The following is a 22,442-nucleotide window of genomic DNA, read 5'->3' as shown; positions in this document are numbered from 1 at the left end:
CCGATTCCTCGCGCGGAATGCACCGGGGATTAGTCTGAGCAGATGAGAATCGGCCGGTCCCGCCGCACCTCCGGCTCCCGCGCCGTCGAGGCTCGTGCGGCCGTCTCCGAGGCTCCGGCGCCCGTCCCCGATTCCGCCTTCGTGACCGACGGGATGCGCATCGCCGGCGCGTGGGCCTGGCGCCTCCTCGTCGTCGTCGCCGCGCTCGCCGTTCTGGCGCTTCTCGTGATCGAGCTGCGCATCATCGTCATCCCCCTGCTCCTCGCGGTGGTGATCGCGGCCCTGCTCGTCCCCTTCTCCTCGTTCCTGCAGCGGCACCACTGGCCCAAGTGGGCGGCGATCGCGGTGTCCGAGATCGGGCTGCTCGTCGTCGTCGGCGGCCTGCTCTTCCTCGTCGTCACCCAGGTCTACGCGGGGTTCGACGATCTGAGCCGGCAGACCGTGCAGTCGTACGACGACCTCAAGGCCTGGCTGCTCGACGGCCCGCTGCATCTCACCGAGAGCGATATCAACCAGTACGCGCAGCAGGCCCTCGACGCCCTGCAGCAGGACTCGGGGATGCTCGTCAGCGGAGTCGTGAGCGTCGGCGCGACGGTCGGCCACCTCTTCGCGGGCGTGCTGCTCACCCTCTTCTCGACGCTCTTCATCCTGATCGACGGCCCCAACATCTGGAGCTGGGTCGTCCGGCTCTTCCCCCTCCGCGCTCGCACCGCGGTCGACGGTGCCGGCCGCGCGGGATGGATCACCCTGACGAACTTCGTGAAGGTGCAGATCCTCGTCGCCTTCGTCGACGCCGTCGGCATCGGCCTGGGCTCGTTCCTCCTGGGCGTCCCCCTGGCGATCCCGATCGGCGTCCTGGTCTTCCTCGGCTCATTCGTGCCGGTCATCGGCGCCGTCGTGACGGGGGCCCTCGCCGTCTTCATCGCCCTGGTCTACAACGGGCCGGTCGTCGCCCTGATCCTGCTGATCGTCGTCCTCGGCGTGCAGCAGCTCGAGGGGCACATCCTCCAGCCGCTGATCATGGGCTCGGCGGTGAAGGTGCATCCGCTCGCCGTGGTCCTCGCGGTCGCGGGCGGCTCGATCGTCGCCGGCATCGCGGGGGCCTTCTTCGCGGTGCCCTTCGTCGCGACCCTCAACGTCATGGTCAAGTACGTCGCGAGCGGTGCCTGGCTCTCGCCGAAACCCCTTCAGAGAGCAGCCGCAGAGCATGCAGACTAGCCGCGTCGTCGGTCCCACCCTCCACGAGTTCGAGGCGGCCCGAACCGTCATCGCGCCCGTGATCGCCTCCACCCCGATGGAGACGAGCAACTTCCTCGCCGAGGTCCTCGGCTCGCCGGTGTTCCTGAAGTGCGAGAACCTGCAGCGCACGGGGTCCTACAAGATCCGCGGGGCGGTCTTCCGCCTCTCGCGGCTGACTCCGGAGGAGCGCTCCCGCGGAGTCGTCGCCGCCTCCGCCGGCAACCACGCCCAGGGCGTCGCCTTCGCCGCACGCGAGCTGGGCATCAAGGCCACGATCTTCATGCCGATCGGAGTCGCGCTGCCCAAGCTCTCGGCCACCCGCGACTACGGGGCCGAGGTGGTGCTCAGCGGCCACATCTTCAACGAGGCGCTCGCGGCTGCCGCCGAGTTCGCCGAGCGCACCGGAGCGGTCTTCGTCCCGCCCTACGACCACCCCGACGTGATCACCGGGCAGGGCACGCTCGGCCTCGAGATCCTCGAGCAGGCCGAGGGCGTCGAGACGATCATCGTCCCCATCGGCGGAGGCGGCCTCATCGCCGGAGTCGCCTCGGCCGCCAAGCAGAAGGCCGCTCAGGAGGGGCGCACCCTCCGCGTCATCGGGGTCCAGGCCGCCAACGCCGCGCCGTACCCGCTGTCGCTCGCGAGCGGCGAGCCGACGGCGATCACCATCACACCGACGATCGCCGACGGGATCGCCGTGGCGAAGCCGGGGCTGCTCAACTTCGAGATCATCCGCGAGCTCGTCGACGAGGTCGTGACGGTCGAGGACGATGACATCGCCCGCGCGCTGCTCGTGCTGCTCGAGCGCGCGAAGCTGGTCGTCGAGCCGGCCGGGGCGGTCGGCATCGCCGCGATCCTCACCGGCAAGGTGCGCAACGCGGGCCGTACCGCGGTGATCCTCTCGGGCGGGAACATCGACCCGCTGATGATGGAGCGCGTGATCAGCCGGGGTCTCGCCGCCTCCGAGCGCTACCTCAAGATGAGCATCGGCCTGCCCGACCGCCCCGGCCAGCTCGCGCGCATCGCCGAGCTGATCTCGGAGGCGAACGCGAACGTCGTCGAGGTCCTGCACACCCGCCACGGGCGAGGCCTGCAGATCAGCGAGGTCGAGCTCGAGATCAGCGTCGAGACCCGCGGCCCCGAGCACGCCGACCGCGTGCTGCAGGTCCTGACGGAAGCCGGCTACCACCCGCGCCTGTCGAAGGCCTGATCCCGCCCTGCTCGCCCGTCCGCGCGGCTGCTCGTTTGTGCTCTGATCGCGTCCTGCTGGTCCGTCCGCAAGGCGGAGGAGGAAGCGATACCGGCGGTATCGCGCCCGACGACAACGCCGCGGACGGATCAGCAGGACGGGATCAGCGGGATCAGTGGCCGTTCCAGGTCTCGACGTTGACGACCTTGACGGTGATCTCGCGCCCCGTGGGGGCGGTGAAGCTCGTGGAGTCGCCGACCTTCAGGTCCATGATCGCCGAGCCGAGGGGGCTCTGCGGGCTGTAGACGTCGAGGTCGCTCTCGCCCGCCATCTCGCGGTTGCCGAGCAGGAAGCGCGACTCGTCGCCCGCGATCTCGGCGGTGATGATGGTGCCCGCCTCCACGACTCCGTGGCTCTCGGGCGGCGTGCCGATCTCGGCGTCTCGGATCAGCGCCGTGAGCTGGCGGATCCGCGCCTCCATCTTGCCCTGCTCGTCCTTCGCGGCGTGGTAGCCGCCGTTCTCCTTCAGATCGCCCTCTTCCCGGGCGACCTCGATGCGCTTCGCGATCTCCTCGCGTCCGGCGGTGGAGAGCTCGGCGAGCTCCGCCTGGAGGCGGTCGTACGACTCCTGGGTCATCCAGGTGACCTGAGGCTGGTCTGCCACGGTGGGCTCCTCACATGACGGCCGCGTTCGCGAGGGCCGGCGACGACGTTCGAGCGCATCCGCGCCCGGCGGCCGTGTCGGCCGAGGTCCGGCGGCGGTGGAAAAGACAAGGCCCCGACGAGTCCGTCAGGGCACCCGGCAACCCTACGGGAGCCAGCAGGACGAGATCAAACCTGTCGTCGCCAGCTCGGTGGTCCGCACCGTCTCGGTGAACGAGCGGAACCGCTCGGTCGATGCGGGGTACTCGACCACGAGCCAGCCGACGACGGCCGACTGCTCGTTGAGCGCCTGGACGGCGCAGGCCACCGCGGTGCCGGTGGGCGCGGTCAGGTCGAAGGACACCGTGACGGTGCGGTCGTCGACGACGGAGTGGGCCGTGTCCTGCACATCGACGCCGTCGCGGCCGCTGTCGAGGCCGGCCCAGATCACCCAGGCGGCGAACACGGCGACGAACGAGGCGGCGACACCGCCGAAGAGCCAGCGGTTGCCGCGCCGGGTGCGACCGGTGCGTCCGTAGCGGGAGGCGAGCGGCCCGGCCGCGCGGACCTCGTTCGGGTCGAGCGGCGCGTCGTCGCTCAACTCGGCGGTCTCGGACGTGCGGGCGGCCACGGAACTCCCCGGGTGTTGCGTCTACTCTGGACGGATGGCGCGGGCTGCCGCGTCGACCCCATTAAACCCCGAGGAATCGAGCGATCGTGTCCCAGGCCGTCGAGGTCTCCGTCGATTCGGAGGTGCGGGACGCCCCGCGCCTCCTCGCCGTGCACGCCCATCCCGACGACGAGTCGAGCAAGGGCGCCGCGACCCTCGCCGCCTACGCCGACCGCGGCGCCGAGGTGATGGTCGTCTCGTGCACCGGAGGCGAGGCGGGCTCCATCCTCAACGAGGCGCTCGCCGCCCGTGCCCATGCCGAGCGCGACATCGGCGGTCTCCGCCGGTACGAGATGGCGGCCGCTCAGGAGGCGCTCGGGATCGAGCACACCTGGCTCGGCTTCGTCGACTCCGGCATGCCCGAGGACGGCGCGGTCGATCCCTCGTCCTTCGCCGGCCTGCCGCTGCGGATCGCCGCCGCCCCGCTGGTGCGCCTCGTCCGCCGGTTCCGCCCGCACGTGATCATCAGCTACGACGAGAACGGCGGTTACCCGCACCCCGACCACATCCGCGCGCACCAGGTCGCCGTCGAGGCGTTCCGCGCTGCCGGGCTGCCCGGCGAGTACCCGGACTCCGGCGAGCCGTGGGCCGTGTCGAAGCTCTACTACGACCGCGTGTTCAGCAGCCAGAAGCTGCACGCGATCGCCGAGCACCTGCGCTCCCTCGACCCGGAGGACCCGCGGCTCGCGACCTTCGAGGAGATGAAGCGCTGGGGTGACGAGACGCCCTACCTGGCGACGACGCAGATCACGATCTCCGGCTACCACGACCGTCGCGACGCGGCCCTGCGTGCCCATGCGAGCCAGGTCGCTCCCGACAACGCGTTCTTCTTCCTCCCGCACGAGGCGATCGACGCCGCCTGGCCGACCGACGACTTCCAGCTCATCGAGAGCCGGGTCGACGCGCCGACTCCCGAGACCGACCTGTTCGCCGGAGTCGACCTCCGTGCCGGCGCCGAGGTGCCCGCGTGATCGCCGCCGCGCTCGCCTCCGGGGTCGACGCCGTGACCTTCGCGCTGCTGCGCGCCTCCGAGGCCACCCCGATGCCGACGCCCGGGCCGGAGTTCAACGAGGACACGGTCACGCCGGGACTCTTCGGCTTCCTCACGATGTTCGTCATCGCCGGGGCCGTCGTGCTCCTGGCGCTCGACATGGTGCGTCGGGTTCGCCGCACGACCTACCGCGCCCAGCTGGCCGAGCAGCTCGACGCCGAGGAGCAGGAGCGCGACGCGGCCGAGCGCTGACTTTCGAAGAGCGCTGAGCGTCAGCCCGCGTTGTAGGCGGGGTCGATGCATACGAGCAGCGCCGCGGTCCAGTGGCAGACGAAGGCCACCGCGGTGAGCGCGTGGAAGATCTCGTGGAAGCCGAAGACCCCGGGGATCGGGTTGGGCTTCTTGACCCCGTAGACGATCGCGCCGACGGTGTAGCACAGCCCGCCCACCAGGACGAGGACCATCATGGCGGCACTCGCCTCGAACAGCGGGCCGAGGTACATGACGGCGGCCCAGCCGAGCAGCAGGTAGAGCGGCACGTAGAGCCAGCGCGGCGCCGAGATCCAGAACACGCGGAAGCCGATCCCGAGCAGCGCTCCGGCCCAGACGAGCGCCAGCAGGAGCGTCCCCTGCGACGGTGGCAGCGCGAGGGCGGCGAGAGGCGTGTAGGTGCCCGCGATGAGCAGGAAGATGTTCGCGTGGTCGATCCGCTTGAGGATCACCTTGGTCCTCGGCGCCCAGTCGAAGCGGTGGTAGAGCGCGGAGTTGCCGAACAGCAGCAGCGAGGTCGCGGTGAAGACGGCGGCCGCCCACTTGGCGGTGGTGCCCTCGGCCACGGTGATCAGCACGACGCCGGCGACGATCGCCAGCGGGAAGAGCCCGGCATGGATCCAGCCGCGCCAGGTCGGCTTCGTCTCGGCCGTGGGCCCGTGCTCGATCTCGTCCTCGACCAGGGGCAGATTCGGGAGATCAGGACCGGTGGCGTCGTCCTGCGCGACGGCGCGGTCGCCGCGCCTGGTCGACGCCTCGGCCGGATCGGGGGAGGGAGGCGTCGGGGTCATACGCGACAGGATACGACCTGCTCCCGGGACGCCCGCGGTGGTGGAGCCGGGGCGCTCATCGACTACCGTGGCTCTGTGCCGAAGTCGAGACTGCCTGTGGGGAGGGACCTCCTCTACGGCGTCTACAAGAAGCGCCTGCGGTCGAGCTTCGCTCCCGGGACGCTGCCGAACCACGTCGCCATGATCATCGACGGCAACCGCCGCTGGGCCCGCCAGCGCGCCCTTGAGACGGCCGCGCACGGGCACCGGGCCGGTGCCGCGAAGGTTCACGAGTTCCTGCAGTGGTGCGACGAGCTCGGCATCCGCCACGTGACCCTCTACCTGCTCTCGCAGGACAACCTCGTGGGCCGCGAGACCTCCGAGCTCACCGAGCTGATCGCGATCATCGCGGATCTCGCCGAGGAGGTGTCGCAGCAGCCCGACTGGCGTGTGCAGCACGTGGGCTCCGACGACGGCCTCCCGGCCTCGCTGGTGACGGCGCTCGACACCGCGGAGGAGCGGACCGCCTCGCACACGGGCCTGCACGTGAACCTCGCCGTCGGCTACGGCGGCCGCCACGAGATCGCCCAGGCCGTCCGGAGCATCCTCGACGAGCACGGCAAGCTCGGCTCCTCGATCGAGGACGTCGCGGGGCTCCTGACCCCCGAGCTGATCGGCGAGCACCTCTACACGAGCGGGCAGCCCGATCCGGATCTGGTGATCCGCACCTCCGGCGAGCAGCGCCTCTCGGACTTCATGCTCTGGCAGAGCGCGCACAGCGAGTTCTACTTCATGGAGGCGCTCGGGCCCGACATCCGCGAGGTCGACTTCCTCCGGGCCCTGCGGGACTACGCCGGGCGCCACCGCCGCTTCGGCAGCTGACCGACTCCCGACCGGAAGGGCTCGGCATGACCGCGCACGACCCCGCCCTCGCGGCCTACCTCGACACCTTCGACGAGGAGACCGGGTACCTCGACTTCGCCCGGGTGGGACCGGTGTCGGCCACCGCCGTCGCCGAGCAGAGCGCCGCCTCCGAGCTGCTCGCGCGGGCGCGGGCCGAGACGCTCGATGAGCTGTTCCGCCAGGATGCGCGGGTGCGCGCCTCCGTCGCGGCCCTCGTGCGGTTCCCCGCCGAGCAGGTCGTCTTCCAGCCGAACACGTCGACCGGTCTGCTGCACGCGCTGCTCGGGGTGGAGGGCTCGGTCCTGGTGTCGCCCGGGGAGTTCCCGAGCCTCCCGTTCGCGGCGGTGCGCGCGGCAGAACTGCGCGGAGCGGCGGGGCCGGAGTGGCTCCGCGGCGAGCCGGGGCAGGTGACTCCGGAGAGCATCCGGGACCAGCTCACTCCCGAGGTCGCCGCCGTCGCGCTCAGCCTCGTCGACTCGCGGACCGGTCACGTGGCCGATCTCGAGGGGATCCGCGAGGTGATCGGCGACCGTCTCCTGGTGCTCGACGCGATCCAGGGCTTCGGAGTCGTGGACGCGCCCTACGAGCTCGCCGACGTCGTCGCCTCGGGCGGTCAGAAGTGGGTGCGGGCCGGCTGGGGCACGGGGTTCCTCGCCCTCGGCGACCGCGCGCTGTCGCGCCTGGATCCGCTGCTCTCGGGTTGGACCGGTGCCGACACTCCTGAGCCCTGGGACGAGGTGACCCCGCCGCGATCGGGCGCCGGCGCGTTCAGCATCACGAACCCCGACCCGATCGCGCAGGCCCGTCTCGCGGCCGCGCTCGAGGACATCGCGGCGGTGGGCGTCCCCGCCGTCGCCGCGCGTGTGGCCGACCGGGTGAGCGCGATCATCGACCTCGCCGACGAGTTCGGCCTCGCGGTGGTCGGCTCGCGCGACGAGCGGAGGCGCGCCGGCATCGTCGTCGTCGAGCCGGCCCCGGAGGAGCTCGGTCCGCTCTCGGCGGCCCTCGCCGCCCACGGAGTCACGACGCGGCTGCGACCGACCACCGTGCGCTTCAGCGCCCACGCGAGCACCTCCGACGAGACGCTGGCCGTCCTGCGCTCCGCGCTCATCTCGGCGGCGACCGTCGTGGAGTACTGACGTCCGTTCCGCCCACGGCCGTTCACATACTGGTTACACGTTCGTAGCGCAAGAAAGCACACTGCTGTCATTCGCGGGGTTAGGTTCGAGGCATCAGGTACAGCGCCTGGTCGAGACGGCCACACAAGTACGGCTCGATATCGCGCAGACCACCGAAGGGAACTGCGCGGTGCACCAGTTGCACCGAAGGGGCCGGCTCGCAGCATGAGTCGGGGGCCCGCGCCCCCGAGTGTGGAGAGTCGACGTGACAGTTCCCCAGGGCATGGATCCGCAGACCGCAGCGCAGGGCGGCATCCACCGCCGAGCGCAGCGAGACTCCGCGGCTCCTACGGATCAGCTCCAACGCACCTACGTCCTCGACACGTCGGTGCTGCTGTCCGATCCCTCCTCGATGTTCCGCTTCGCGGAGCACGCCGTCGTGCTGCCGGTCGTGGTGATCAGCGAGCTCGAGGGCAAGCGCAACGATCCCGAGATCGGGTACTTCGCCCGCCAGGCTCTGCGCAATCTCGACGAGCTGCGCATCAAGCACGAGCGGCTCGACTTCCCGATCGCGGTCGGCAACGGTGGCACCCTCCGTGTCGAGCTCAATCACTCGAACATGTCGGTGCTGCCCAGCGGCCTGCAGCTCGGTGACAACGACGCCCGGATCCTCGCGGTCGCGATGAACCTGCAGACCGAGGGCGCCCTCGTGACGGTCGTGTCCAAGGACATGCCGATGCGCGTCAAGGCGGCCTCCATCGGCATCGCTGCCGAGGAGTACCTGGCCGAGCTCGCCCCCGAGTCGGGCTGGACCGGGATGGATGACGTCACGCTCGCCGGCGACGCGATGAGCGAGCTCTACGACCGCGAGCGCCTGTTCAACGACGTGGTCGCCGACATCCCGATCAACACCGGGCTCGTCGTGCACTCCGACCGCGGCTCCGCACTCGCCCGCGTCACCGGCAAGCGCCAGATCACGCTCGTCCGCGGCGACCGCGACGTGTTCGGCCTGCACGGGCGCTCGGCGGAGCAGCGGCTCGCCATCGACCTGCTGCTCGACCAGGAGGTGGGCATCGTCTCGCTCGGCGGTCGCGCCGGAACCGGCAAGTCGGCGCTCGCGCTCTGCGCCGGCCTCGAGGCGGTGCTCGAGAAGCGCCAGCACAAGAAGATCATGGTCTTCAGACCGCTCTACGCGGTCGGCGGTCAGGACCTCGGCTTCCTGCCCGGCGACGCCGCCGAGAAGATGAACCCGTGGGCCCAGGCGGTCTTCGACACCCTCGGCGCCCTGGTCTCGCAGAACGTGCTCGACGAGGTGATCGAGCGCGGGATGCTCGAGGTCCTGCCGCTCACCCACATCCGCGGCCGCTCGCTGCACGATGCGTTCGTGATCGTCGACGAAGCGCAATCGCTCGAGCGCAATGTGCTGCTCACGGTGCTCTCGCGGGTCGGCCAGAACTCGCGGGTGGTGCTGACGCACGACGTGGCGCAGCGCGACAACCTGCGCGTCGGCCGCCACGACGGCGTCGCCTCCGTCATCGAGACGCTGAAGGGGCACCCGCTCTTCGCCCACGTCACGCTGACCCGGTCGGAGCGATCGGCGATCGCGGCGCTCGTCACCGAGATGCTGGAGTCGAACGAGCTGGCGTAGCGGACTGCGCGGGGAGGGGCCCGTTCCGGGACCTCCCCGCGGGCCTGTCACGAAGGGGGTCGCCCGTCGCGCAGGAGCCGTGCACCGGCGGCACCGACTCGGCGACCGGCCCGCGCCCTCGGCAGTACCATCGCCTCATGCGCGGCACCCTTCACGACAGCACGCCGGCGTGGGTCCTGCGTGTGCAGGACTCGCGTGTCCGGGCAGCCGCCTCCGGCCGATGACGTTCGGCAGCGACGGTCGCGCCGAGCGCGAGCCCGTTCGGGAGTTCCGGCCGTCCCGGGCCCGGCAGAAGCAGGAGTCGAGACGCCTGAGGCCCGCCGCGGTGGTCCCCGCCGCCGTCCTGCTGGCGGGTGCGACCTGGGGGATACTGACGGCCGACGACCGTCAGGGCGCGCTGTACGCCTACCTCGGACTCTTCGGCGTCGCCGCGGTCGTGTCGGCGGTCATCATCGGTGTGCTCCTGGTCCGCAACCGCAGATTCCACGCTGAGGCGGTCATCCGGATCCGACCCCACGCGATCGAGTACACGAATGCTCGCGGCGAGACGATCGCCTTCGACAGCGCCGACCCGTCCGTGAGGGCGCTGCTCGCGTGGCTGGCGCCCGGTCCGAACAGTGAGGGGATCCGCCTTCCTCCGTCGTTGATCCTGTTCCTGTCTGACCGGACCCGTTCGATCCGGCTCCGCGGCGGGGACTGGGAGATCGACGCCCTCGAGGCCGTGGTCCGTGCCGCGGATCCGCGACTCCGCTCCTCGGGGAGCGGGCGACGCTCCGGTCGGTCGGCGGAGGACGCTCCGGGAACCTCGTCGCCCGAGGACGTCGTCGGCAGGATGCCGCCGGCCTGGGAGGTGCTCAGCGCCCGGCAGGTCGACGATCTGATCCCGGGAACGATGAGCTTCCGGGAGACCCGTCCCATGACGTTCGCGCTCCTGGTCGGCTTCGGGTCGGCGGCGCTCCTCCTCGCCGTCGTCATCGGGGTCGCCTTCCTCTCGTGATCCGCCTGGGTTCGCGGCGATGTCGGCGGGGCGCCCTCGGGTCGGCCGGGTGCTCCACCGGAAGGGCCGGGAGCTGAGGAGCATCCGCTCGGCGGCCCGAGGGCGGGCAGGGCGGCGTAGCGTGGGGAGGTGAGCATCCTCGATGACGCGCTCCTCGAGCGCCTCCGCCTCCGCGCCGCCGACTACGACGAGCGCAACGCCTTCTTCGCGGAGGACCTCGACGAACTGCGCGCTCTCGGCTACCTCGCGCTCCTCGTCCCGGAGGAGCTGGGCGGATCGGGACTCGGGCTCGAGCAGGTCGCGGCCGAGCAGACGCGTCTCGCGACCGCCGCTCCGGCCACAGCCCTGGCCGTCAACATGCACCTCGTCTGGACCGGAGTCGCACGCGTCCTGCGCGAGCGCGGCGACGACTCGCTGACCCACGTGCTGACGGATGCGGCGGCCGGGCACGTCTTCGCCTTCGGCAACAGCGAGGCGGGCAACGACGTGGTCCTGCTCGACTCGCTGACGCGCGCCGAGCCGCGGCCCGACGGCTCCTACCGCTTCACCGGCACCAAGATCTTCACCTCGCTCTCGCCGGCCTGGACCAGGCTCGGGGTCTTCGGCCGCGACGACAGCGGCTCCGAGCCGCGGCTGGTGCACGGGTTCATCGATCGCGAGACACCGGAGTCGTCCGTAGCGGGTCTCAGTGTCCGTGACGACTGGGACACGCTCGGTATGCGCGCCACGCAGAGCAGGACCACCGTGCTCGACGGCGTGGAGGTGCCCGCCTCGCGGATGTTCCGCTCGCTGCCCGTCGGGCCCTCCGCCGACCCGCTCGTCTTCGCGATCTTCGCGAACTTCGAGCTGCTGATCGCCTCCGTCTACCTCGGGATCGCGCAGCGAGCGCTGGCGCTCGCGGTGGAGGCCGCTCACCGGCGCACCTCGCTGAAGGCGGGCGGGCGCCCGCTGTCCGAGGATCCGGACATCCGCTGGCGGATCGCCGATGCCGCGATCCTGCTCGACGGGCTCGAGGCGCCGCTGCGCTCGGCAGCCGCCGATGTCGACGCACTGGTCGACCGGGGCGCGCGCTGGTTCCCGTCGCTCGTCGGCGTCAAGATCCGGACCACGGAGGCGGCGCTGCGGATCGTCGAGAGCGCCGTGCGCGCCTCCGGGGGCTCGGCCTACTCGCGCCGCTCGGAGCTGTCGCGGCTCTACCGTGACGTGCTCGCCGGGCTCTTCCACCCCTCCGACGACGAATCGGCGCACTCGACCTTCGCGAACGCCTGGCTGGGGCCCCTGCCTCCTCGGGACTGACTCCGCGCGATGCCACTCGAGTACGCGTTCTCCGGCGTGTCGCGTACTCAAGTGGCATCTCGCGGAGGCCGGCAGGGGGGGGTGTGGAGAAGTTCGACGGGGGTGAGGCGGGGCGGTCTAGGGTCGGCGGATGCGACACGGTGCAGCACTCGAGGGGGTCGCCGTCGTGCTGGGCGCGACTGCGCTGGGAGCGATCGTCGTGCACAGCGGGGCGGGCTGGGCGGCGCTCGTGATCGCGGCGCTGTCGGTGCCGCTGGTGCTCGCCGACGTGCGCACGCGCCTCCTGCCGAACGTGCTCACGGTGCCGATCCTCATGGCCGGGGTCGCGGAGGCGCCGGGCTCGGTGGTCGCCGCGGCGACGGTCGCGCTGATCCTCGGAGTGCTGCACTCCGCCGGCGGGCTCGGCATGGGCGACGTGAAGCTGGGAGCGGGTCTGGCGTTCCCGCTCGCGGCGCTCGGACCTGATCGGATGTCGGCGGCTGTCGGGCTGGCGTTCCTCCTGGCGGGACTCTGGGCGCTGCCGCTCCTGCTCTCGGGCGACCGCTCTCGCATCGCGTTCGGCCCCTTCCAGCTCGCCGCGTTCTGGATCGTCGTCGCGGCCGGCTGAGACGCCCTGGTCAGGCGTGCGGCGCGGTGGTAGACCGGGAGTCGGACGGTGGGAGGTCGCGATGCTGCGAACGACGTGCGCGATCGTCGGCGCGGGACCGGCCGGGCTCGTCCTCGGGTTGCTCCTCGCGCGCGCCGGAGTCGAGGTGACGGTGCTCGAGAAGCATGCCGACTTCCTCCGCGACTTCCGCGGCGACACGGTGCACCCGACGACGCTGGGTCTGCTCGACGATCTCGGGCTCCTCCCGCGCTTCGACGCCCTGCCGCACTCGAGGATCCAGCGGGTGAGCGTGCCGACCGGTGACACCCCGATGGTCGTGGCCGACTTCTCGCGGCTGCCTGTCCGGCATCCCTACATCGCGATGGTGCCGCAGTGGGATCTGCTCGCCCTACTCGCCGAGGCGGCCGCGGCCGAGCCTTCGTTCACCCTGCTGACCGAGCACGTGGTGACGGGAGTCGTCCGCGACGGCGAGCGCGTCGTCGGAGTGGAGTACACGTCGTCGTCGGGGCCGGGGCGGCTCCTCGCCGATCTGACAGTGGCCTGCGACGGCCGCTGGTCGGCGGTGCGGCGCTCGGTCGGACTCGTGGCACGCGAGGCCGCGGTGGGCTTCGATGTGTGGTGGTTCCGGATCCCGACGCAGCGCGACGTGGGGGAGTCGCTGCTGCCGAGGCTGGAGGCGGGACGCGCGGCGATCGCGATCCCGCGGAGGGGCTACCTCCAGGTCGCGCGACTCGGAGTAAAGGGGACCGACGCCGAGGTGCGTGGCCGGGGGATCGAGGCGCTCCGAGCCGAGGCGGCGGCGCTGCTCCCGGAGGTCGCCGGTGACGCCGAGGCGATCGCGTCGATGGACGACGTGAAGCACCTGGACGTGCGGCTCGATCGACTCCGCCTCTGGCATGCGCCGGGTGCGCTCTGCATCGGCGACGCCGCGCACGCGATGTCGCCGGTCGGCGGAGTCGGCATCAACCTCGCGGTGCAGGACGCGGTCGCGACCGCGCGGCTGCTCGCCGGCCCGCTGCGGAGGGGCGTCTTCGAGCACGGAGGCGATGCTCTGCTCGCCCGCGTCCAGCGTCGTCGTGCCGTTCCCGCCGCCCTGATCCAGACTCTGCAGCGGGTGCTGCACGCCCGCCTGATCATGCCCGCCCTCAACGGGCGGCTGTCCGGCCCGCCACGCCTGCTCGTCGCGCTCCTCCACGCGCTGCCCGCCCTGGCCGTCGTGCCCGCCCTCCTCGTCGGCGTCGGCCCGCGCCCCGAGCGCGCCCCCGCCTGGTCCCGCCGCCCCGCGGCGTGATCGGCTGGGATCTCGATAAGCCCTCTGCGAGGACTGCGGGCTCGATCAGCACGCCGGGGGAGCGGCGGAATGACTCTGCATCACGTGTCCCGAGCCGCCGGTACCCGAACCAGCCGACCACTCGCGAGGCGAACGGGCGAAACGCGTGTCAGCGTTTCGCCCCAGCCGTTCGCACCACGCTCTGCGGACCACTCCACGCGCTCTGCCGACCGCGGTCGGGTCTGCGCCTGCGCAGACCCGACAAAACGGTTCAGCCCGGGTGCGTCATCGACATGACGTCGAGGGCCGCATCGAGCTGCTCCTCCGTCACCTCGCCGCGCTCGACGAAGCCGAGGTCGACGACCGACTCTCGGACGGTGATGCCCTTGGCGACCGAGTTCTTCGCGACCTTGGCGGCCGCCTCGTAGCCGATCACCTTGTTGAGGGGGGTGACGATCGACGGGGAGGACTCGGCGAGGGCGCGGGCGTGCTCGACGTCGGCCTCGAGGCCGTCGACGGTCTTGTCGGCCAGCAGCGTCGCCGAGGTCGACAGGAGCCGGATCGACTCGAGAAGCGCGGTACCCATGACGGGGATCGCGACATTGAGCTCGAAGGCGCCCGAGGCGCCGGCCCAGGCGATGGTCGCGTCGTTGCCGATGACGCGGGCGCAGACCATGAGCACCGCCTCCGGGATGACCGGGTTGACCTTGCCGGGCATGATCGACGAGCCGGGCTGCAGATCGGGGATGCGCAGCTCGCCGAGACCGGTGTTGGGGCCGGAGCCCATCCAGCGCAGGTCGTTGTTGATCTTGGTGAGGCTGACCGCGAGAACGCGCAGGGCCCCGGAGGCCTCGACGAGCGAGTCGCGGGCGCCCTGTGCCTCGAAGTGGTTCCGCGCCTCGGTGACGGGCAGACCGGTCTCCTCCGCGAGTCGGGCGATGACCTTCTGCGGGAAGCCCGCGGGCGTGTTGATGCCCGTGCCGACAGCGGTGCCGCCGAGCGGGACCTCGGCGACGCGCGGGAGTGCCGAGCGGACGCGCTCGATGCCGAGGCGGATCTGCATCGCGTAGCCCCCGAACTCCTGACCCAGCGTGACCGGAGTGGCGTCCATCAGGTGGGTGCGGCCCGCCTTGACGACCTCGGACCACAGTTCGGCCTTGACCTCGAGCGCCTGGGCGAGGTGCTCGAGCGAGGGGATGAGGCTCTCGATCAGTGCGCCGGTGACGGCGACGTGCACCGAGGTCGGGAACACGTCGTTCGACGACTGCGACGCGTTGACGTGGTCGTTCGGGTGCACGGTGCGGCCGAGCGCCGTCGTCGCGAGGGTGCCGAGCACCTCGTTCATGTTCATGTTCGACGAGGTCCCGGAGCCGGTCTGGTAGACGTCGATCGGGAAGTGCTCGTCGTAGCCGCCGGCGACGATCAGGTCCGCCGCGTCGGCGATGGCTCCGGCGATGTCGGCGTCGAGGACGCCCAGCTCGGCGTTCGCGAGCGCCGCGGCCTTCTTGATCCGCGCGAGAGCGGCGATCTGGGCGGGCTCGAGGCCGGCTCCCGAGATCGGGAAGTTCTCGACCGCGCGCTGCGTCTGCGCGGCGTAGAGCGCGTCGCGGGGGACCCGCACCTCGCCCATCGTGTCGTGCTCGATGCGGAAATCGCCGGAATCGGTCGGGGAGTGATCCACCACGCTGTGTTCGTCCTTGTCTGTTGAGGTGCTCGGTCTGTTCAAGTGCTCGTGTGCCGGAAGCCCGGTCAGAGGACGGGAGAGCCGTCGGTCGCCACGGTCTGGAGCGGCGTGAGCGTGCGCTCCTGCTCGGAGCGGTAGGGGCTCAGCTGCGGCGGATCGATGCCGAGCACGACGTCCGAGATCACGGTGCCGTCGGACAGCCGGTAGTTGGCCCCGACGACGGCGAGCTCGCCCGCGGCGACCGCGTCGGCGATGAGCGGGGAGCGCTGGAGCAGCTCGGCGACCGTGTCGCGCAGGTGCTCCCTGCCGACGGCGAGGGCGTCGGTCGCCGACGGGTCGACGAGCACCCGGCCGTCGGGCTGCGGCCCGACGATGCGACGGACGGCGGGGATGATCGGTTCGATGAGGTGCTCGATGTGCGGCGGGAGGCGCTCGGCGCCGGGCGCCTGCGACTGGATCGCCGCCTTCACCGCACCGCACTCGTCGTGCCCGAGCACCAGGATCAGCTTCACTCCGAGCACGGCCACGCCGTACTCGAGCGAGCCGATGATCGAATCGGCGATGACCTGTCCCGCGTTGCGGACGACGAAGAGGTCGCCGAGGCCGAGGTCGAAGATGATCTCGGCGGCGAGGCGCGAGTCGCTGCAGCCGAAGAGGGCGGCGAGCGGCTTCTGCTCGGCGGCGAGCTCGGCGCGGCGCTCCACGTCCTGGCGAGGGTGGCGCGGTTCTCCGGCGACGAAGCGCTGGTTGCCGCGCAGCATCTCCTTCCACACCCAGGCGGGCGGGCGGGACTCGCGCGGGACCGGGATGGTCTGGGGTGCGTCCTGGTCGCTCAGGTCCTGGCTCATCGTGTCTCCTCCTGGCCGATCTGCGGGGCGATGGCGTCGACGACCTCGCGGATCTCATCGGTCGACGCAGTGCCGTAGATGAGGTAGGTGCTCGACCCCTCCGTCGTCTCGAGAGCGTACGGGGTGTTGCCCGTGTCCGCTCCGGAGTCGCGACGGTCGTACACGGTCCACTCGCGGCCGTCGATCTGCTCGACCCCGGTGGCGGCGGCGCGGTCGAGCTGGGAGGCGACCCAGGCCTCGTCGGCGTCGAGGCCCTGGCTGACGCCGATGTAGCCGGCCTTCGGGGTGAGCAGGCCGACGTACCAGTAGTCGATGCCGCCGTCGGTGCGCAGCTCGGCGGCATTGGCCGACCACCCGTCGGGCATCTCGGGGACGACCAGTGTCTGCGTCTCGCCGAGCTGCAGCTGGGAGGCGACCAGCGGCACGTCGACGGCCGGTCGCTCCGTGCCGTCTCCACGAGGGACCACGAGCACGATGAGCGCGACGACGCCGACGGTGGCCAGCAGAGAGAAGACGAGGTTGTTCACGGTCTTGCGCTGGCGGTAGAGGCGGGAGTTCTCGGCCTTGCGGGCCGCGATCTCGGCCGGGGTCTCGGGCCGCCCGAGCTCGGCGACGACGCGGGGCGGCTTCTCGCGGCTCATCCGGCGCTCGATCCGCCGGAGCGGGCGGCGTCGAGACGCGCCCGGGCTCCGATCAGCCACTCCTCGCAGCGGGCGGCGAGTGCCTCGCCGCGCTCCCAGAGCGCGAGTGAGCGCTCGAGGGTGGAGTTGCCCTGCTCGAGCTCGGAGACCACGCGGACGAGCTCGTCGCGCGCCTGCTCGTAGCTGAGGTCGGCCGTGCCGGCGACAGTGGCGCCGGGGTCGGTGGTCTCCGCGGCGGACGGGTCGGTGCGGGCGTCGGGCATGGGGATGATCCTATCGATCGGTGCTGGAGGGAGGCTCGGCGCGGGCGGTGTCAGCCGCGTCCTGCGGGGTCGGCGGCCGCACCCTCGGATCGGGCCGACACCGCTCCCTCGGCGAGGGTCAGGACGAGCGACTCACCGCTCGCCGCATCGCCCGGCCCGCGGACGACGTGCCCGGCGGAGTTCTGCACGATCGCGTAGCCGCGGTCGAGGGTGTGCTGCGGCGAGAGGGCCCGGAGGTGGCCGTGCAGCCGCTCGACCTCGAGATGCGCGCGCTCGATCCTCCGCTCGACGAGCTCGGCACCCCTCGCGACCCAGCGGGTCAGGTCTTCGGAGCGCCGGTCGACGAGGACGTGCGGCTGCGCGAGGACGGGTCGTGTGCGCAGCTGCGAGAGCCGGTCGACCTCGTGCGAGACGAGTCCGCTCACCCGGCTGGTCATCCGGAGCCTCGCCTGCTGCACCCGCAGCAGCTCGTCGGACACGTCGGGCACCACGCGCTTGGCCGCGTCGGTGGGGGTGGAGGCGCGCAGATCGGCGACCTCGTCGAGGAGCGGGCGGTCGGCCTCGTGGCCGATGGCGCTGACGACAGGGGTCGAGCAGGCGGCCACCGCGCGCACGAGCCTCTCGTCGCTGAAGCCGAGCAGGTTCTGGAAGTCGCCACCGCCGCGGGCGATCACGATCACGTCGATGCTCTCGTCGGCCTCGAGCGTGCGCAGCGCCGAGAGGACCTCGGGCACCGTGCGGTCGCCCTGGACCGCCGCGTGCACCACGCGGAAGCGGACGGCCGGCCAGCGCAGCTGGGCGTTCCGGAGGACGTCCTTCTCGGCGTCCGAGTCCTTGCCGGTGATCAGGCCGATGCCGTGCGGGAGGAAGGGGAGCGGCGTCTTGCGGCTCGCCTCGAAGAGCCCCTCGGAGGCGAGCTGCCGGCGGAGGCGCTCGAGCTTCTCGAGGAGGTCGCCGAGCCCGACGTGCCGCATCTCGAAGACCTGCATCGAGAGCGTGCCGCCCTTGACCCAGTAGTTGGGCTTCACCAGCGCGATGACGCGATCGCCCTGGGCGAGATCGGCGGGGAGGCGGGAGCGGACCGAGGACCACACGGTGAACCCCACCGTGGCCTCGCCCGACAGGTCTTTGAGCTTGCCGTAGACGTTGCCCCCGGAGACTCCCCACTGGGTGATCTCGCCCTCGACCCACGCGGTGCCCAGCCGCTCGATCCAGCCCTTGATCTTGCTCGCGAGCAGACCGACCGGCCACGGGGCGTCGGCGGTGGGAGGGGCGTCTGTCATCGGTGCCTTCGCTGGAGCGGGCGGGGGAGCGGGTGGCGGACCTGCGTCGACAACGGTACGGGATGCCTCCGACACCGGGGCTGCCGTGCAGGTCGCCGGGCCGATGGTCGGCGCGAGTCGAACCTGTGGAGGAGGCGGCATTCTGCAGGAGTCGGCCTCGCACAGGATGCGGCCCGTAGAATCGTGTGGTGAGTGAAGCCCCGATCAGCCTGCCCATGCCGCGCATGCCCCGCGCCGCAGGACGTCTGCGCGACGTCCCCGTCGACGGGCCCAAGCGCGTCCTGCTGGCCGCCCCGCGCGGCTACTGCGCCGGAGTCGACCGCGCGGTCGTCGCCGTCGAGAAGGCCATCGAGCACTACGGTGCCCCGGTGTACGTGCGCAAGCAGATCGTGCACAACGTCCACGTCGTCTCGACGCTCGAGAGTCAGGGCGCGATCTTCGTCGACGAGGTCGACGAGGTCCCCGAGGGATCGCACATCGTCTTCAGCGCCCACGGAGTCTCTCCCGCCGTCGTGCAGGGCGCGGCCGACCGCCACCTGCAGGCCATCGACGCCACCTGCCCGCTGGTCACCAAGGTGCACCGCGAGGCGGTCCGCTTCGCGCGCGACGACTTCGAGATCCTCCTGATCGGCCACGAAGGCCACGAAGAGGTGGAGGGCACCGCGGGCGAGGCTCCCGATCACGTCACGCTCGTCGGCAGCCCCGACGACGTCCCGAACATCCAGGTGAAGGACCCGGACAAGGTCGTCTGGCTCTCGCAGACCACGCTCTCGGTCGACGAGACGATGGAGACCGTGCGCCGCCTCCGCGAGCGCTTCCCCAACCTGCAGGACCCGCCGAGCGACGACATCTGCTACGCCACGCAGAACCGCCAGGTCGCGATCAAGAAGGTGGCCGCGAGCGCCGAGCTCGTGATCGTGGTCGGCTCGGCCAACTCGTCCAATTCCGTCCGCCTCGTCGAGGTGGCGCTCGAGTACGGCGCGAAGGCGTCCTACCGCATCGACTACGCGAGCGAGATCAAGCAGGAGTGGCTCGACGGCATCCGCACCGTCGGCGTCACCAGCGGCGCCTCGGTTCCCGAGATCCTGGTGCGCGAGGTGCTCGACGACCTGGCGGCCGCCGGATACGGCGACGTCGAAGAGGTCAAGACCGCGGAGGAGGACCTGATGTTCTCGCTGCCGAAGGAGCTGCGGAAGGACGTCGCCGGCAAGCGCGACGCCCGCGGTGTCGGTGGACGGATCAGCGCCGCGAGCTGACTCCCGGACCGCCTACGCGAAGAGGCCGCCACTCCCGAGGGAGGGCGGCCTCTTCGCGTGAGAGCTCAGGTGTCGAGACCGGCGGAGCCCTGCGACGACATCTGGTTGACGTAGTCGCCGAAGGTCGGGTCGCCCAGGATCGCGATCGCGGCGATGATCATCGAGAGCACGATGGTGGCGACGATCCCGAGGATCGGCACCAGCACGGTGCGCTTCCCGGCGCGGAGCCGGCGGATCGAGATCCAGACGGCGAAAGCGACGATCAGCGACTGCGCGAGGGCCACGACGACTCCGAGGGCCCGGGCGAGATCGGGCGAGGCGTAGGTGCCGATGCCCTGACTCCGGTACAGCTCCTCGAGCGTGGTCGCGAAGCTCGACGGGTCGAGCAGCGTCGGCACGGCGAAGAAGACGCCGAGCGCGAGCAGGATGATCGTGAGGAGGCGGTCGACCGGGTGTGCCGCTGCCTGCCGGGCGGGTGTCTTCGCCGGACGTGGATCCGCGTCGGAGCCGCGCGGATCCGGGACGACCACCGCGTCCTCGGCGGGCTGCCACGACCAGCCGGGCGGCGCGTACTCGCCGTACTGGGGCTTCGGGCGCTCGGCGCCACCCGACTGGTCGTGTGCGTTCGTCACGGAGCGGTGTCCTACTTTCCGGAGTGCCCGGCGGAGCCGAGCTGACGGGTCGCCTCGGCCACGCGGGCGGCCATGGCGGTCTCGGCGATCTTGCCCCAGGCGCGCGGGTCGTAGATCTTCTTGTTGCCTACCTCGCCGTCGACCTTGAGGAAGCCGTCGTAGTTCTTCAGCACCGTGTCGGCGATGGACCGGCTGAACGCGTACTGCGTGTCGGTGTCGATGTTCATCTTCACGACGCCGTTGCGGACCGCCTCGGCGATCTCCTCGTCGGTCGAGCCGGAGCCGCCGTGGAACACGAGGTCGAGCGGCAGGGCGGCGGTGCCGTACTTCTGCTGCAGGCCGTCCTGGATCTCGCGGAGCAGCTCGGGGCGCAGGCGCACGTTGCCCGGCTTGTAGACGCCGTGCACGTTGCCGAACGTCAGCGCGGCCATGTAGCGGCCCTGCTCGCCGAAGCCGAGAGCCTCGACGGTCGCGATCGCGTCGTCGAGCGTGGTGTAGAGGTGCTCGTTGATGTCGTGCGAGACACCGTCCTCCTCGCCGCCGACGACGCCGATCTCGACCTCGAGGATGGCGTTGATGTTCTTGACGCGGGGGAGGATCTCCTTCGCGATGGCGAGGTTCTCGTCGAGGGGGACCGCGGAGCCGTCCCACATGTGCGACTGGAACAGCGGCTCGCGGCCGGCCTTGACCTCCTCCTCGGAGGCGGCGATCAGCGGGTAGACGAAGCCCTCGAGCGCGTTCTTCGGGCAGTGGTCGGTGTGCAGCGCGACCGTGACCGGGTAGTTCTTGGCGACCTCGGTGGCGAACTTCGCGAAGGCGATCGCTCCGGCCGCGCGGTTCTTGACGGTGTGGCCCGCGAAGTAGTCGGCGCCTCCGGTGGTGACCTGGATGATGCCGTCCGAGCCGGACTCGGTGAGTCCCTGCAGGACGGAGTTGATGGTCTGCGAGGACGAGACGTTGAAGGCGGGGTAGGCGTATCCGCCGGCCTTCGCCTTGTCGAGCATCTCTGCGTACTGGTCAGGGGTAGCGACGGGCATGGCATCTCCTTTGACGGATGAACGGGAGGGGTCGGGCGAGGCCCGCGCCGCCGACGAGTCTAGCGAGGCGGGGCTGAGGCGTCCCCGGGGGCGCGGGGACGCCTCCGGTAGGCTTCGACCCGGGATGGGGATCCGCGACAGCGGGTCCTGCGACGACGCCGTCTGCACGAATCGAATGCGAAGGACTCCGCGCTGTGACCGATAACGACTCTCTGTATCTCCACCCTGACCGCAACCTCGGCATGGAGCTCGTCCGCGCCACCGAGGCCGCGGCGATCCGCGCCGTGCCCTTCATCGGCAAGGGCGACAAGAACGCTGCCGACGGTGCCGCCGTCGACGCGATGCGCACCTTCCTCGGGACCGTCAACTTCGACGGGGTCGTCGTGATCGGCGAGGGCGAGAAGGACAACGCGCCGATGCTCTACAACGGCGAGCACGTCGGCAACGGCTCAGGTCCCGCCGCGGACATCGCGGTCGACCCTATCGACGGCACCTCGCTCACCGCCGCCGGCCGTCAGAACGCGCTCTCGATGATCGCGGTCGCCGACCGCGGCGCCATGTTCGACCCGTCGGCCGTGTTCTACATGGAGAAGATCGTGACCGGGCCCGAGGGCATCGGGATCATCGACATCCAGAGGCCGATCGGCGAGAACATCCGCGCCCTCGCTCGGGCGAAGCGCAAGCCGGTCGACGAGATGCGGATCGCGGTCCTCGACCGTCCCCGTCACACCCAGCTCATCGAGGACATCCGCGCCGCCGGGGCCGGGACCCGGCTGCTGCTCGACGGCGATGTCGCGGGCGGCATCAACGCCGCACGGCACGACTCGCGGGTCGACATGTGCGTCGGCACCGGAGGCACGCCCGAGGGCATCATCACGGCGTGCGCCATCCGCGCGCTGGGCGGTGTGATCCAGGGGATCCTCCGGCCGAAGGACGACGACGAGAGGCAGCGCGCGCTCGATGCGGGACACGATCTCGACCGCGTGCTGCACGCGAACGACCTCGTCCGCAGCGACAACACCTACTTCGTCGCGACGGGCGTCACGAACGGCGGGCTCGTGAAGGGCGTGCGCAAGGAGGGGCACATCATCACGACGGAGTCCATCGTCCTGCGCTCGCGCTCGGGCACCATCCGCCGGGTGACCGCCCAGCACCTCGCGGAGAAGTGGCTCTAGCCAGCGGCGCGAT

General features: G+C 71.2%; 23 protein-coding genes. 13 read left to right on the top strand and 10 right to left on the bottom strand.

Translation table 11 applies throughout. The features are described from left to right. The first annotated feature begins 42 nt into the window (after nucleotides 1–42). Entirely contained in the window at nucleotides 43–1,218 is a 1,176-nt protein-coding gene (locus ASG06_RS18500; RefSeq protein ID WP_056045091.1) for an AI-2E family transporter, read from the top strand. Then, nucleotides 1,208–2,449, top strand: a complete 1,242-nt coding sequence (ilvA, locus tag ASG06_RS18495) for a threonine ammonia-lyase (RefSeq protein ID WP_056045088.1) — start codon at nucleotides 1,208–1,210, stop codon at nucleotides 2,447–2,449. The genes ASG06_RS18500 and ilvA overlap by 11 nt, the downstream gene beginning before the upstream one ends. A gap of 151 nt (nucleotides 2,450–2,600) precedes the next feature. Here the strand turns inward: ilvA and greA are convergent, their stop codons facing one another. Then, nucleotides 2,601–3,092 carry a transcription elongation factor GreA gene (gene greA, locus ASG06_RS18490; protein WP_056045085.1) on the bottom strand — a complete coding sequence of 164 codons (492 nt, stop codon included), beginning with the start codon at nucleotides 3,090–3,092 and terminating at the stop codon, nucleotides 2,601–2,603. Between the two features lie 144 nt (nucleotides 3,093–3,236). Continuing rightward, nucleotides 3,237–3,701: a DUF4307 domain-containing protein gene (locus ASG06_RS18485; protein ID WP_056045083.1), complete on the bottom strand. Its 465-nt coding sequence runs from the start codon at nucleotides 3,699–3,701 to the stop codon at nucleotides 3,237–3,239. Nucleotides 3,702–3,787: 86 nt separating this feature from the next. Between ASG06_RS18485 and mca the strand changes: the two genes are divergently transcribed. After that, nucleotides 3,788–4,711, top strand: coding sequence for a mycothiol conjugate amidase Mca (gene mca, locus ASG06_RS18480; RefSeq protein ID WP_231727836.1), 924 nt, complete (start codon nucleotides 3,788–3,790; stop codon nucleotides 4,709–4,711). Next, nucleotides 4,708–4,983 carry a hypothetical protein gene (locus tag ASG06_RS18475; RefSeq protein ID WP_231727834.1) on the top strand — a complete coding sequence of 92 codons (276 nt, stop codon included), beginning with the start codon at nucleotides 4,708–4,710 and terminating at the stop codon, nucleotides 4,981–4,983. Before mca ends, ASG06_RS18475 begins: the two co-directional genes overlap by 4 nt. A 20-nt stretch (nucleotides 4,984–5,003) precedes the next feature. Here ASG06_RS18475 and trhA read toward each other — a convergent pair whose 3' ends face one another. Then, a complete protein-coding gene (trhA, locus tag ASG06_RS18470) occupies nucleotides 5,004–5,792 on the bottom strand; it encodes a PAQR family membrane homeostasis protein TrhA (protein ID WP_082499358.1) in 789 nt (262 codons plus the stop codon). Nucleotides 5,793–5,867: 75 nt separating this feature from the next. Here trhA and ASG06_RS18465 point away from each other — a divergent pair, with 75 nt between their 5' ends. The 7 genes from ASG06_RS18465 (at nucleotide 5,868) to ASG06_RS18435 (ending at nucleotide 13,631) form a co-directional block, all read left to right on the top strand. Further along, nucleotides 5,868–6,653 carry an isoprenyl transferase gene (locus tag ASG06_RS18465; RefSeq protein WP_056045081.1) on the top strand — a complete coding sequence of 262 codons (786 nt, stop codon included), beginning with the start codon at nucleotides 5,868–5,870 and terminating at the stop codon, nucleotides 6,651–6,653. Between the two features lie 26 nt (nucleotides 6,654–6,679). Then, on the top strand, nucleotides 6,680–7,813 hold the full coding sequence (locus ASG06_RS18460; protein WP_056045079.1) for an aminotransferase class V-fold PLP-dependent enzyme: 1,134 nt from the start codon (nucleotides 6,680–6,682) through the stop codon (nucleotides 7,811–7,813). 262 nt (nucleotides 7,814–8,075) lie between these two features. Then, complete coding sequence (locus ASG06_RS18455) at nucleotides 8,076–9,440, top strand: PhoH family protein (protein WP_056045078.1); 1,365 nt, start codon at nucleotides 8,076–8,078, stop codon at nucleotides 9,438–9,440. 220 nt (nucleotides 9,441–9,660) lie between these two features. After that, a complete protein-coding gene (locus tag ASG06_RS18450; RefSeq protein ID WP_056045076.1) occupies nucleotides 9,661–10,437 on the top strand; it encodes a hypothetical protein in 777 nt (258 codons plus the stop codon). A gap of 129 nt (nucleotides 10,438–10,566) precedes the next feature. Then, nucleotides 10,567–11,733, top strand: a complete 1,167-nt coding sequence (locus ASG06_RS18445) for an acyl-CoA dehydrogenase family protein (RefSeq protein ID WP_056045074.1) — start codon at nucleotides 10,567–10,569, stop codon at nucleotides 11,731–11,733. A 130-nt stretch (nucleotides 11,734–11,863) separates the two neighbouring features. After that, entirely contained in the window at nucleotides 11,864–12,340 is a 477-nt protein-coding gene (locus ASG06_RS18440; protein ID WP_056045072.1) for a prepilin peptidase, read from the top strand. 61 nt (nucleotides 12,341–12,401) lie between these two features. Further along, nucleotides 12,402–13,631, top strand: coding sequence for an FAD-dependent oxidoreductase (locus tag ASG06_RS18435; RefSeq protein WP_056045071.1), 1,230 nt, complete (start codon nucleotides 12,402–12,404; stop codon nucleotides 13,629–13,631). A gap of 250 nt (nucleotides 13,632–13,881) precedes the next feature. Here the strand turns inward: ASG06_RS18435 and ASG06_RS18430 are convergent, their stop codons facing one another. From ASG06_RS18430 to xseA, 5 genes are all read right to left on the bottom strand, one after another. Further along, nucleotides 13,882–15,294 (bottom strand): class II fumarate hydratase, encoded by a 1,413-nt coding sequence (locus ASG06_RS18430; protein WP_082499357.1) that lies wholly within the window; start codon nucleotides 15,292–15,294, stop codon nucleotides 13,882–13,884. A 65-nt stretch (nucleotides 15,295–15,359) separates the two neighbouring features. Then, entirely contained in the window at nucleotides 15,360–16,055 is a 696-nt protein-coding gene (locus ASG06_RS18425; RefSeq protein WP_082499387.1) for a carbonic anhydrase, read from the bottom strand. An 83-nt stretch (nucleotides 16,056–16,138) separates the two neighbouring features. After that, complete coding sequence (locus ASG06_RS18420) at nucleotides 16,139–16,783, bottom strand: DUF4245 domain-containing protein (protein ID WP_056045068.1); 645 nt, start codon at nucleotides 16,781–16,783, stop codon at nucleotides 16,139–16,141. Continuing rightward, nucleotides 16,780–17,046 (bottom strand): exodeoxyribonuclease VII small subunit, encoded by a 267-nt coding sequence (locus tag ASG06_RS18415; protein ID WP_056045066.1) that lies wholly within the window; start codon nucleotides 17,044–17,046, stop codon nucleotides 16,780–16,782. Before ASG06_RS18415 ends, ASG06_RS18420 begins: the two co-directional genes overlap by 4 nt. A gap of 50 nt (nucleotides 17,047–17,096) precedes the next feature. Further along, nucleotides 17,097–18,329, bottom strand: a complete 1,233-nt coding sequence (xseA, locus tag ASG06_RS18410; RefSeq protein ID WP_056045064.1) for an exodeoxyribonuclease VII large subunit — start codon at nucleotides 18,327–18,329, stop codon at nucleotides 17,097–17,099. A 215-nt stretch (nucleotides 18,330–18,544) separates the two neighbouring features. Between xseA and ASG06_RS18405 the strand changes: the two genes are divergently transcribed. Continuing rightward, nucleotides 18,545–19,585: a 4-hydroxy-3-methylbut-2-enyl diphosphate reductase gene (locus tag ASG06_RS18405; protein ID WP_056045062.1), complete on the top strand. Its 1,041-nt coding sequence runs from the start codon at nucleotides 18,545–18,547 to the stop codon at nucleotides 19,583–19,585. A gap of 65 nt (nucleotides 19,586–19,650) precedes the next feature. Here the strand turns inward: ASG06_RS18405 and ASG06_RS18400 are convergent, their stop codons facing one another. Then, nucleotides 19,651–20,217 carry a DUF6264 family protein gene (locus ASG06_RS18400; RefSeq protein ID WP_056045058.1) on the bottom strand — a complete coding sequence of 189 codons (567 nt, stop codon included), beginning with the start codon at nucleotides 20,215–20,217 and terminating at the stop codon, nucleotides 19,651–19,653. An 11-nt stretch (nucleotides 20,218–20,228) separates the two neighbouring features. Then, the gene (gene fbaA, locus ASG06_RS18395) at nucleotides 20,229–21,254 is read right to left on the bottom strand and encodes a class II fructose-bisphosphate aldolase (protein ID WP_056045056.1); all 1,026 of its coding nucleotides are present in this window, start codon (nucleotides 21,252–21,254) and stop codon (nucleotides 20,229–20,231) included. Nucleotides 21,255–21,496: 242 nt separating this feature from the next. Here fbaA and glpX point away from each other — a divergent pair, with 242 nt between their 5' ends. Then, entirely contained in the window at nucleotides 21,497–22,429 is a 933-nt protein-coding gene (gene glpX / locus ASG06_RS18390; RefSeq protein ID WP_056045054.1) for a class II fructose-bisphosphatase, read from the top strand. The last annotated feature ends 13 nt before the right edge of the window (nucleotides 22,430–22,442 follow it).

Origin of the sequence: Rathayibacter sp. Leaf185 (assembly GCF_001423885.1) — a bacterium.
In the GTDB taxonomy this organism is placed as follows: Bacteria; Actinomycetota; Actinomycetes; order Actinomycetales; family Microbacteriaceae; genus Rathayibacter.
Note: the sequence above shows the minus strand (reverse complement) of the source record. Positions and strands in the feature narration are given on the sequence as shown.

Coding starts and splice junctions, on each gene's coding strand:
- ASG06_RS18500 (WP_056045091.1), top strand. CDS start 43: ATGAGAATCGGCCGGTCCCGCCGCACCTCCGGCTCCCGCGCCGTCGAG.
- ilvA (WP_056045088.1), top strand. CDS start 1,208: ATGCAGACTAGCCGCGTCGTCGGTCCCACCCTCCACGAGTTCGAGGCG.
- trhA (WP_082499358.1), bottom strand. CDS start 5,792: ATGACCCCGACGCCTCCCTCCCCCGATCCGGCCGAGGCGTCGACCAGG.
- ASG06_RS18460 (WP_056045079.1), top strand. CDS start 6,680: ATGACCGCGCACGACCCCGCCCTCGCGGCCTACCTCGACACCTTCGAC.
- ASG06_RS18455 (WP_056045078.1), top strand. CDS start 8,076: ATGGATCCGCAGACCGCAGCGCAGGGCGGCATCCACCGCCGAGCGCAG.
- ASG06_RS18450 (WP_056045076.1), top strand. CDS start 9,661: ATGACGTTCGGCAGCGACGGTCGCGCCGAGCGCGAGCCCGTTCGGGAG.
- ASG06_RS18440 (WP_056045072.1), top strand. CDS start 11,864: ATGCGACACGGTGCAGCACTCGAGGGGGTCGCCGTCGTGCTGGGCGCG.
- ASG06_RS18435 (WP_056045071.1), top strand. CDS start 12,402: ATGCTGCGAACGACGTGCGCGATCGTCGGCGCGGGACCGGCCGGGCTC.
- ASG06_RS18425 (WP_082499387.1), bottom strand. CDS start 16,055: ATGCTGCGCGGCAACCAGCGCTTCGTCGCCGGAGAACCGCGCCACCCT.
- ASG06_RS18420 (WP_056045068.1), bottom strand. CDS start 16,783: ATGAGCCGCGAGAAGCCGCCCCGCGTCGTCGCCGAGCTCGGGCGGCCC.
- ASG06_RS18415 (WP_056045066.1), bottom strand. CDS start 17,046: ATGCCCGACGCCCGCACCGACCCGTCCGCCGCGGAGACCACCGACCCC.
- xseA (WP_056045064.1), bottom strand. CDS start 18,329: ATGACAGACGCCCCTCCCACCGCCGACGCCCCGTGGCCGGTCGGTCTG.
- ASG06_RS18405 (WP_056045062.1), top strand. CDS start 18,545: ATGCCGCGCATGCCCCGCGCCGCAGGACGTCTGCGCGACGTCCCCGTC.
- fbaA (WP_056045056.1), bottom strand. CDS start 21,254: ATGCCCGTCGCTACCCCTGACCAGTACGCAGAGATGCTCGACAAGGCG.
- glpX (WP_056045054.1), top strand. CDS start 21,497: ATGGAGCTCGTCCGCGCCACCGAGGCCGCGGCGATCCGCGCCGTGCCC.